Genomic DNA, 6,154 nt, shown 5'->3' on the forward strand with positions numbered 1-6,154 from the left:
GTCAGGCTTCCGCCTGGGCGGGGGGCCGGCCGGCCAGGCCCGCGCTTCAGCCCGCCTCGCGGCCGAATCGGCGCGGCCCGACCGGGGGCGGGATCTCCTCCGCCATGGCGAAGCGCCCGGCATTGGCCGAGGCGGCGTGCCAGGCGGCGATCTCCCCGGCCGTCGCCACCCAGCAGGCGGGCTCGGCGGTGATGCGGGCCAGCAGCTTCTCCAGCAGCGCCAGGCGCTGGGCGCGGCCGGAGATCCAGTCATGCACCGTCAGCATCATCATCTGGCCGAGGCGGTGCAGCGCCTGCCATTCCTCCAGCCAGCTCTCCAGCACCGGGCCGGGCGGCCAGGGCGCGCCGCGATCGGCCGGCAGGGCGGAAAACTTGTAGAAGATCGCGTCGTCCAGCGCCCATTGCACCGGCACCTCGACCACGCCTTCCATCTCATAGGGGTGGTCGAAGCCCATCAGCGAGCTGTCGGCCAGGCCATGGCGGCGCAGCGCGGCCAGCATCGGCCCGGTCATCTCCCAGGCGGGGGAACGGAAGAGGCGCGGGCGCTGGCCGGTCTGGCGCTGGAAGAGCGCGATCGAGGCTTCGAGCGCCGCGGCGAACTCGGCCTCGCTGCTCTGGCCGACGATCTCATGGAACCAGCCATGCAGGCCGATCTCATGGCCGCGCGCCAGCAGGGCGGGCAGCAGCTCCGGGTTGGCCTCGGCCACCGCGCCGGGGACGAAGAAGCTGCCGCGCACGCCGTAGCGGTCGAGCAGGTCCAGCATGCGCGGCAGGCCCTGGCGCAGGCCGAAGCGGCGGATCTCCAGCTGGCCCAGCCGGCGGGCGTCGCCCGGCTGCTGCTGGCCCCAGAGATAGGGCGCATCCGAATCGACATCGACGCTGAAGCAGAAGGCGCTGCGCCTGCCCTCCGGCCAGACATAGTCCGGCCGGGGGGCGAAGAGGGGCGTGCTCACAGCGCCGACTTCTTGTCCTGGTAGACCGCCAGGCTGCCGATGGAATTGCCGCCATCGACGCTGAGCGTCGCGCCGGTGACATAGGCGGCGGCCGGGCTGGCCAGGTAGAACAGGGCGTTGGCGATGTCCTCCGCCGAGGTGCCGCGGCCCATCGGGATGTTGGCGGTGGTGGTCACCACATGCGCGTCGGTCAGCGGGCTGGCGCTGCTGCCGGGGGCGAAGCCGGGCTCCAGCGCGTTCACCCGGATGCCGTATTCGGCCAGCTCGATGGCGAAGCCCTTGGTCAGCCGGTCCAGCGCCGTCTTGGAGACGCAGTAGGGCGCGACCGAGCGGCGCATCTTGCGCGAGGCGCCGGAGGAGATGTTGACGACATTGCCCTTCACCCCCTTCTCGACCATCTGCCGCGCCAGGGCGCGGGTCAGGATGAAGGGCGCGCGCAGATTGATGTCCATGATGCGGTCCCACTCGGCCGCGTCGATGTCGAGCAGGAAGCCGCTCGGGTAGATGCCGGCATTGTTGACCAGCACATCGGCGGCGCCCCAGCGCGCGCCGATCTCGGCCGCCAGCGCCTCGATCGCCGCCGTGTCGCGCAGATCGGCGGGCTGGGCGAAGCCGCCCTCGCCCAGCGCGGTCTCCGCCGCGAGGGCCTGCAGCGCCGTGGCGTTGGCATCGGTCAGGCAGAGGATGGCGCCGGCCCCGGCTAGGCTCTGCACGATCCAGCGGCCGATCACGCCACAGGCGCCGGTGACCACCACGCGCTTGCCGCGCATCTGCTGAGCGATATCCATGGCCTGTTCCTCCTGCCGAAGCCGGCTTCCCTGCTAGCCGCCCGCGCGGGGGCTGCAAACCCTCCCCCCCGGGTTACGTTTCCTCCATCTGCTCCGCCCCTGCGTGGGGCGCGGCGCCGCCACCCGGATTCGGCTGTGACCTTCGCCTCCTCCGCACGTTATGATGCTGCGGCGCAACATGAGATGGCGCCGAAGTACGGAAGGGGCCTGCCTTGGCTGATATCCTGCACGGGCTGGACGAAATGATCCGGCTGCGCCAGCGCTGGTCGCGGCTGATGGGCGGGGAGGCGGCGGAGCTGCCGCCGCTGCCCGCGCATCTGACCGAACTCACCGATTTCGGCAGCAATCCTGGTGCCCTGCGCATGCTGGAATATCGCCCGGAGGGGCTGCCGCCCGGCGCGCCGCTGGTGGTGGCGCTGCATGGCTGCACCCAGGACGCGGCGGGGTATGAACGCGGCTGCGGCTGGTCCGTCATGGCCGAGCGGCTCGGCTTCGCGCTGCTGCTGCCGGAGCAGCGGCGGGAGAACAACAGCCATCTCTGCTTCAACTGGTTCGAGCCGGCGGATGTGTCGCGCGGCGCGGGCGAGGTCGCCTCGATCCAGCAGGGGGTGGAGGCGATGCTGCAGCGCCACGGGCTGGACCGGCGGCGGGTGTTTATCAGTGGCCTGTCGGCGGGGGGCGCGATGACCGTGGCCATGCTGGCCACCTATCCGGAGGTGTTCGCCGGCGGCGCGGTGCTGGCCGGGCTGCCTTATGGCGCCGCGCGCAGCGCGGGCCAAGCGCTGGATGCCATGTTCCACCCGGCGCTGCGGCCGGCGGAGGAGCGGGCGGCGGCGGTGCGGGCGGCCTCGCCGCATCGCGGGGCCTGGCCGCGCCTGTCGGTCTGGCAGGGGCTGGCGGATGAGACCGTGGCCCCGGGCAATGCCGATGAGCTGGTGAAGCAATGGGCGGCGCTGCACGGGCTGGACCCGACGCGGCCGGACGAGCTGGCGCAGGAGGATGGCTTCACCCGCCGCCGCTGGCGCGACGCGGCCGGGCGTCTGGCGCTGGAGGCGCATGCGGTGCCCAAGCTGGCGCATGGCGTGCCGCTGGACGTGGCGCGGCTGGGCGAGGCGGGGCCGCATCTGCTGGATGTCGGCCTGTCCTCCACCCATGCGATCCTGGAGTTCTGGGGCATGGAGGCGCCGCGCGACCGCGCCTTCGAGGTGAACATGGCGGGCGAGGCCCGTGAGGTCTCCCCCTGGCGGCTGGACCCGTCGCATCTGCTGGACCGGGCGCTGCGCGCCGCTGGCCTGCGCCGCTGATGGCGGGGTCCGGGGGGACCCTGTCCCCCCGGCGGGGTCCAGGGGCAGCGCCCCTGGATCTTTTATTTATTCCTTGGTCCCCAGCGCCTTGCGCGCCGCCTGCACGTACAGCGCCGCGCCGTAGGGGATGGCCTCGTCGTTGAAGTTGTAGTGCGGGTTGTGCGCCGCGGCGCCCGGCCCGTTGCCGACATGGATGTAGGCGCCGGGCACCTTCTCCAGCATGAAGGAGAAATCCTCGGAGCCCATGACCGGCTCGCGGTTGCGGTTCACCTTCGCCTCGCCGACCAGTTCGGCGGCGGCATCGGCCAGCGCGGTGGTGGCGCCGGGATCGTTGATGGTGGGCGCGAAGATCAGGCGGAAATCCAGCTCCGCCGTGGCGCCGAAGCCGGCGGCGATGCCTTCGGCCACGCGCTTCAGCCCTTCCTCGATCTGCCGCGCCACCTCCTTGCTGAAGAAGCGGGCGGTGCCGGAGAGGGTCGCGCTTTGCGGGATGACGTTGTAGGCGTCGCCGCCGCTGACCTTGGTGACGCTGATCACCGCCGTCTCGCGCGGGGAGATGTTGCGCGAGACGATGGATTGCAGCGCGGCGGCGATGTGGCAGGCGGTCAGCACCGGGTCGATGCTGACTTCCGGCCGCGCGCCATGCGAGCCCTTGCCGTGGACGGTGATGTCGAAGAAGGCCCCGCCGGCCATGAAGGGCCCCGCGCCGATGGCGTATTCCCCGACATCGAGGCCGGTCGCGTTGTGCATGCCGAACAGCGTGTCGCAGGGGAAGCGCTCGAGCAGCCCGTCCTCCAGCATGGCCAGGGCGCCGCCGACGCCTTCCTCGCCGGGCTGGAAGATCAGGTTCACGGTGCCGTCGAAATCGCGGGTCTCGGCCAGGCAGCGGGCGGCGCCGAGCAGCATGGCGGTGTGGCCGTCATGGCCGCAGGCATGCATCTTGCCGGAGACGGTGGAGGCGTAAGGAAGCCCCGTCATCTCCTGCATCGGCAGCGCGTCCATATCGGCGCGCAGGCCGACGGCGCGGTTGCCCGGCCGGCCGCGCACCACACCCACGACACCGGTGCGGCCGATGCCGCGATGCACCTCGATGCCCCAGCTTTCCAGCTTCTCGGCGACGATGGCGGCGGTGCGGTGCTCCTCCAGCCCCAGCTCGGGGTTGGCGTGCAGGTCCTGGCGCAGCGCCGTCAGCTCGTCATGGTAGCGGCGGATATGGTCGAGGGCACTCATCGGTCTCGCATTCTCCAGTCGGGCGGGGGCAGGCCGGGCCTGCCCCCCTCGCTTTCTTGGTCAGGCAGTAAAGGGCGGTTCAGGCGCGGCGGATACCCCAGAAGACGAACATGCCCTCCGGCACCTGGGTCAGGTTGCGGCGATAGGCGGTCTTGTAGAAATACTGGCCGGTCGGGATGAAGGGCACTTCCTGCATCGCCACCTTCTGCAGCTCGGCGGCGATGCGCTGCTGGGCCGCCACGTCGGGCGCGTCCAGCCAGGCGTCGCGCAGTTCCTCGATGCGGGGGATGTCGGGCCAGCCGAAGAAGCCGCGCTCGCCATTGCAGCGCAGCACCTGGGTGACCACCGGGTTGATCATGTCCAGCCCGGACCAGGTGGTGTTGAAGATGTTCCAGCCGCCCTGGTCGGGCGGCGCCTTGCTGGCGCGGCGCTGCACCAGCGTGCCCCAGTCGGACACCGCCGGCTCCACATTCATCCCCAGCCGGCGCAACGTGTCGAGGCAGACCTCGCCGATGCCGGCCAGCGCCGCCTGGTCGGTCGGGATCATCAGCACCACGCGCTCGCCCTTGTAGCCGGCCTCGACCAGGGCGCGCTTCAGCGTCTCCATGTCGCGCTTGGCGGTGATGGGGCCGAGATCGGCCTCGCTCGCCATCGGCGTGCCGGGGGTGAAGATGCCGACGCCGGTGCGGCGGAGCTGCGGGTCGGTGCCCGCCGCCGCCATCATGCAATCCTCCTGCGACATCGCCTCCATCACCACCCGCCGCACCGCCGCCTTGTCGAAGGGGGCGTGCAGGTGGTTGAAGATGCCGGTGCCGATGGTGCCGAGCGGGGTGGCCAGCTGGGTCGCGACGTTGCGGCTGCGCTCCAGCACCGGCAGCAGGTCGTTGGGCGGGTTCTCCCACCAATCGACCTCGCCATTGGTCAGCGCCGCGGCGGCGGTCGCCGGATCGGGCATGACATGCCATTCGACGCGGTCGAACTGCACCTGCTTCGGGCCCGAGGCCCAGGAGACGCGGCCGCCCTCGCGCGGGCGGTAGCGGTCGAACCTCTCATAGACCGCGCGGGCGCCAACCACCCGCTCATCCGCCTTCCAGCGGAAGGGGCCGGAGCCGATGATCTCGGGGATCGGCCGCGTCGCCTCGGTGGCCGCCAGGCGCTCGGGCATGATGAACAGGGCGGAGGGGCCGATCTTGGCCAGGGTGTCCAGCATGGCGCCATAGGGGCGCTTGAGGCGGATGACGAAGCTGCGGTCATCCGGCGCGCTCATCTCGTCGAGGCGGGCCAGCAGCGCCTGGCCCAGCGCGTCGCGCTGCGCCCAGCGGCGGATCGAGGCGATGCAGTCGCGCCCGCGCACCGGCTCGCCATCGTGGAAGACCAGCCCCTCGCGCAGGCGGAAGGTCCAGCGCCTGCCATCCTCCTCGACCGTGTGGCCCTCGACCATCTGCGGCTGGGCGCGCAGGTCGGAATCCAGCGCGTAGAGCTGGTCCCAGATCATCAGCCCATGGGTGCGGGTGATGTAGGCCGTGGTCATCACCGGATCGGTCACGGTGAGGTCGGTCTGCGGCACGTATTTCAGCACGCGCGCGGCGGCTTGCTGCGCCAGGGAGGGGCGGGGCAGCATCGTGGCGGCGGCGGTGCCGGCCAGGAAGGAACGGCGAAGCATCGGGGCCTGTCTCCTCGGAGGGAACCAGGACTGGCGCGGGGCGTCTGTCCGCGCCCCTTCACGGCAGCAAACACCGGGGCGGCGGCGGCGGCAAGACGCCAGGGCCACGCTTCTGCCGCGGGTTTGGCTTGACCGCGGCCCGCAGCGCAGCAGAGTCGCCGCATGCAAGCCGCCGCCGACGCCCAGCCGCCCGCCGCCCCCGAAACCCGCGCCCCCG

At 71.7% G+C, this 6,154-nt stretch carries 5 protein-coding genes; 1 reads left to right on the plus strand and 4 read right to left on the minus strand.

Annotated features, from left to right (window positions below; all coding sequences use genetic code 11):
* Positions 1–46 precede the first annotated feature (46 nt).
* Positions 47–952, minus strand: a complete 906-nt coding sequence (locus HMPREF0731_RS17480; RefSeq protein WP_007005513.1) for a polysaccharide deacetylase family protein — start codon at positions 950–952, stop codon at positions 47–49.
* Positions 949–1,740, minus strand: coding sequence for an SDR family NAD(P)-dependent oxidoreductase (locus tag HMPREF0731_RS17485; RefSeq protein ID WP_007005514.1), 792 nt, complete (start codon positions 1,738–1,740; stop codon positions 949–951). The genes HMPREF0731_RS17480 and HMPREF0731_RS17485 overlap by 4 nt, the downstream gene beginning before the upstream one ends.
* A gap of 212 nt (positions 1,741–1,952) precedes the next feature.
* Here HMPREF0731_RS17485 and HMPREF0731_RS17490 point away from each other — a divergent pair, with 212 nt between their 5' ends.
* Positions 1,953–3,044, plus strand: coding sequence for an extracellular catalytic domain type 1 short-chain-length polyhydroxyalkanoate depolymerase (locus tag HMPREF0731_RS17490; protein ID WP_007005515.1), 1,092 nt, complete (start codon positions 1,953–1,955; stop codon positions 3,042–3,044).
* Positions 3,045–3,110: 66 nt separating this feature from the next.
* Here the strand turns inward: HMPREF0731_RS17490 and HMPREF0731_RS17495 are convergent, their stop codons facing one another.
* Positions 3,111–4,274 carry a M20 aminoacylase family protein gene (locus tag HMPREF0731_RS17495; RefSeq protein ID WP_007005516.1) on the minus strand — a complete coding sequence of 388 codons (1,164 nt, stop codon included), beginning with the start codon at positions 4,272–4,274 and terminating at the stop codon, positions 3,111–3,113.
* A gap of 79 nt (positions 4,275–4,353) precedes the next feature.
* Positions 4,354–5,937, minus strand: a complete 1,584-nt coding sequence (locus tag HMPREF0731_RS17500; RefSeq protein ID WP_007005517.1) for an ABC transporter substrate-binding protein — start codon at positions 5,935–5,937, stop codon at positions 4,354–4,356.
* Between the last annotated feature and the right edge of the window lie 217 nt (positions 5,938–6,154).

This window comes from Pseudoroseomonas cervicalis ATCC 49957, assembly GCF_000164635.1.
Classification (GTDB): Bacteria; Pseudomonadota; Alphaproteobacteria; order Acetobacterales; family Acetobacteraceae; genus Pseudoroseomonas; species Pseudoroseomonas cervicalis.

Excerpts from the sequence above, each read along its gene's own strand:
- HMPREF0731_RS17485 (WP_007005514.1), bottom strand. The coding sequence starts at position 1,740 with ATGGATATCGCTCAGCAGATGCGCGGCAAGCGCGTGGTGGTCACCGGC.
- HMPREF0731_RS17495 (WP_007005516.1), bottom strand. The coding sequence starts at position 4,274 with ATGAGTGCCCTCGACCATATCCGCCGCTACCATGACGAGCTGACGGCG.
- HMPREF0731_RS17500 (WP_007005517.1), bottom strand. The coding sequence starts at position 5,937 with ATGCTTCGCCGTTCCTTCCTGGCCGGCACCGCCGCCGCCACGATGCTG.